Here is a 3,155-nt window from a genome sequence, read left to right as displayed (position 1 = left end):
GTCCTGCGTCCACAGTCGGACCGGATAGCCTTCCTCTTCCACGCCCGTGTCGGTGAGGTAGACGAAGTCATTGAACCGGGTCTGGTACAGCGCGAGCTTCAGGTCGACGCGATCGGTGTGCCAATGCGCGCCGATTTCCGCACGCACGCCTTTCTCCGTATCCAGCGAGGCATCCCCGATCTCGATCGACTGCGTGGCCACGTGCGTGCCGCCAGCGAACAGTTCTTCGTTGGTCGGCGCGCGCTCCGACCGGTCCAGGCCGAAGCGCAGGTCGAAGCCGTCGCTCAGGCGCCAGATCGCCGCGGCCGACAGATTGGTGGCGCCGAAATCGATCGATGCGCGGTCGTCGGGCTTCAGCTTGACCTGGTCGTAGCGGCCGCCCAGTTCCAGCTTCCATGGGCCGAAGTCCTTCTGCTGCAGGACGAACAACCCGAGGGTGTCCGTGACCGTGGACGGCACGAAGGCCTCCGCCCCCACCGCGCTGAAGTCGGTACTGCCGACCTGCAGGCCGAAGGCGCCGCGCCAGCCGTTCCACGGTTTCTGCACCGCTTCCAGCCGGGCGTCATACCCCTCGTTGGTGAAGCGCGTGCCGATCTCGTCGCCTTCCAGCTCGACATGTTCGTAGTCGTTCCACGCGGCACGCAGGTTGAGGCTTTCCAGGAACGACACCGGGTCGTAGACGCCAGCCTTCACGTCCCACCGGTTCTGCACCATGTCGATGCGCACGGGGCCTTCTTCGTGCGCCTCGTCATCGTGGTCTGCTTCTCCGTCATGGTCGTGGTCGTGGTCTTCCTCGCCATGCACGTGGGCACCGCCGGGAATCCCGTAGTTGCTGCGGTAGGTGCTGGCGGCAAGGCCGAAATAGCCACGGTCACCGAGATAGGTAGCGCCGACCGCGCCTGCCTTGGTGCTGAGCGAACTGTTCGGCAGCGTGCCGTCAGGCTGGGGTTCCTCTTCGTGTTCCTCGCCTTCCTCATGGTCGTGCAGGATCGCGACGCCGGGAATGTCGTAGTCGTCGGTGTCGCGCACCAGGCCATCGACGTGCAGCACCCAGTTTCCGCTCACACCGTCGAGGCGGAACATGCCGGTGCGTTCGTCGTTGACCGTGTTGCCGCGGACTTCGGCGCGGCCGCTGAGAGGCTGGTCGGGGATCGATTCGGCCAGGCGGCCGTCCACGACATTGACGGCGCCGCCGATGGCGCCGCTGCCGAACAGCAGGGTCGCCGGGCCCTTCAGCACTTCAATCTGGTCGGCGAGGAAGGGTTCGATGCTGACCGCATGGTCGGCGCTCACCGTGGAGGCATCCATCGAGCCGAGGCCGCCGGACAGCACCTGCACGCGCGGTCCCTCCTGGCCGCGGATGATCGGCCGGCCAACGCCCGTGCCGAAGTAGGTGGTCTGCACGCCCGGCAGCTTGGCGACCGTCTCGCCCAGCGTGCCGGCCTTGGCCTTGTCCAGGTCTTCGCCGTAGAGGACATCCACGGGCGTGGCGACGGATTCGGCATTCCCCTTCAGCGGCGAGGCCGTGACGACGACCGCGTCCAGGTCCTTGGCCTGGGGGGCGCCGGCGTCGTTGGCGAAAGCGAGGGGGGAGGCCAGCGCGAGGGCGAGGGCGGTCACCAGCAGGCGAGGAGCAGGGCGGGCGAGACGGCGTGGGGAAGGCATGGAAGGGGGATCACTCAGGTGGGGTTGCGAATGATGTTATATTATACCAATAGTGACAATATAACCCTCCCGGAAGTCATACTCGTCTCCATGAAGTCCTCGTTCCGATCGCTGCTCGACCGCTTCGCCGCCGCCGGCTCGCTGGTGTGCGCGCTGCATTGCGCCATCACGCCGCTGCTGCTGGCGGTGATTCCGTCGCTCGGACTGTCGATCTGGCTAGGCGATGGCTTCGAACGCGGCTTCGTCGTGTTCGTCACGGTGCTGGGGCTTTTCAGCCTGGTATGGGGCTACCGCCGGCACCGGGCCTTCCGCGCGCTGGGCATGTTGCTGTTCGGTCTGATGGCCCTGTGGGCCGGCGTGCTGTATGCGCCCTTGCACGAAGCCGCAGTGCCCCATGCCGTCGTGATGACGGTGGGGGGGCTGCTGGTGGGGCTGGCGCACCTGCTGAACCTGCGCCTGAACCATTGGCACGTGCACGACGCCAGCTGCGCCCACTGAGTCCGGCGACACGGCGGCAGCGGCCGCGGAGGCCCCGCTGTGGTAGGCTTTGCGGCCTCGCGCGCGGCGCCCCGGTCTGGTGGATGCCCGCGCAGCCGCCCTCGTCCGGGCGGACTTTTCATTGAATCAGGAGAACACAGATGGGCAAGGGTGATCGCAAGACGGCCAAGGGCAAGCGCTATTCGTCCAGCTACGGCAACGCGCGCAAGCGTACCGTCGCCAAGGCGGGCATCGCCGCCACGGCTACCGCCAAGAAGTCGGTCGTGAAGGCGCCGGCGAAGAAGGCCGTGGCCAAGAAGGCTGTCGCCAAGTAAGCCCGCCGCGCCCGCACGCCGGTCGCGAACGCAAGACCCCGGCTCTCGCCGGGGTTTTTGTTTTTCAGGGGGGACTCACGACAAGACCGCCCACATGCACGGCCGAGACCAGATCGCCGCCCAGCCAATACGCCAGTTGCGCTGGCTGGCCGATGCGCCAGCGCACGAAGTCCGCGCGCTGTCCCACTACCAGACGGCCGCGATCCTCGAGGCCCAGCGCCTGCGCAGCATGCACGGTGGCGCCGCGCAGCGCTTCCTCCGGGGTCAGGCGGAAATGCGTACAGGCCAGCGACATGGCCAGGCGCAGCGACTGCAGGGGCGACGTGCCCGGGTTGCAGTCCGTCGCCACCGCCATCGGCACGCCATGAACGCGGAACGCCTCCAGCGGCGGCAGTTTCGTTTCGCGCAGCACGTGGAAGGCACCCGGCAGCAGGACCGCCACGCTGCCTGCGCGCGCCATCGCCGCAACGCCGGCCTCGGACGTGTATTCCACGTGGTCGGCCGACAGGCCATCGAATGCCGCGACCAACGCCGCGCCGCCACCATCGCTGAGCTGGTCGGCATGCAGCTTCACCGGGATGCCCAATGCGCGCGCCGCTTCGAACACGCGCTGCGTCTGCGCCGCCGTGAAGCCGATACGCTCGCAGAAGGCATCCACCGCGTCCACCAGACCTTCCT

4 protein-coding genes are annotated in these 3,155 nt (G+C 67.6%); 2 read left to right on the top strand and 2 right to left on the bottom strand.

Annotated elements, in window-relative coordinates:
- Window positions 1–1,665, bottom strand: a 1,665-nt coding sequence (locus tag AC04L7_RS15265; protein WP_475513327.1) for a TonB-dependent receptor, incomplete at its 3' end; no start/stop codon positions are given.
- A 90-nt stretch (window positions 1,666–1,755) separates the two neighbouring features.
- Between AC04L7_RS15265 and AC04L7_RS15260 the strand changes: the two genes are divergently transcribed.
- Both AC04L7_RS15260 and AC04L7_RS15255 read left to right on the top strand, forming a co-directional pair.
- Window positions 1,756–2,163 carry a MerC domain-containing protein gene (locus AC04L7_RS15260; RefSeq protein ID WP_299341148.1) on the top strand — a complete coding sequence of 136 codons (408 nt, stop codon included), beginning with the start codon at window positions 1,756–1,758 and terminating at the stop codon, window positions 2,161–2,163.
- Between the two features lie 140 nt (window positions 2,164–2,303).
- Window positions 2,304–2,477 (top strand): 30S ribosomal protein THX, encoded by a 174-nt coding sequence (locus AC04L7_RS15255; RefSeq protein WP_296279084.1) that lies wholly within the window; start codon window positions 2,304–2,306, stop codon window positions 2,475–2,477.
- A 64-nt stretch (window positions 2,478–2,541) separates the two neighbouring features.
- On the opposite strand, the gene AC04L7_RS15250 is transcribed toward AC04L7_RS15255, so the two are convergent.
- A partial coding sequence (locus AC04L7_RS15250) for an amidohydrolase family protein (RefSeq protein WP_475513326.1) occupies window positions 2,542–3,155 on the bottom strand: 614 nt, incomplete at its 5' end.

It is taken from the genome of Pseudoxanthomonas sp. LjRoot204_2, from assembly GCF_056175765.1.
Note: the sequence above shows the minus strand (reverse complement) of the source record. Positions and strands in the feature narration are given on the sequence as shown.

Excerpts from the sequence above, each read along its gene's own strand:
- AC04L7_RS15260 (WP_299341148.1), top strand. The coding sequence starts at position 1,756 with ATGAAGTCCTCGTTCCGATCGCTGCTCGACCGCTTCGCCGCCGCCGGC.
- AC04L7_RS15255 (WP_296279084.1), top strand. The coding sequence starts at position 2,304 with ATGGGCAAGGGTGATCGCAAGACGGCCAAGGGCAAGCGCTATTCGTCC.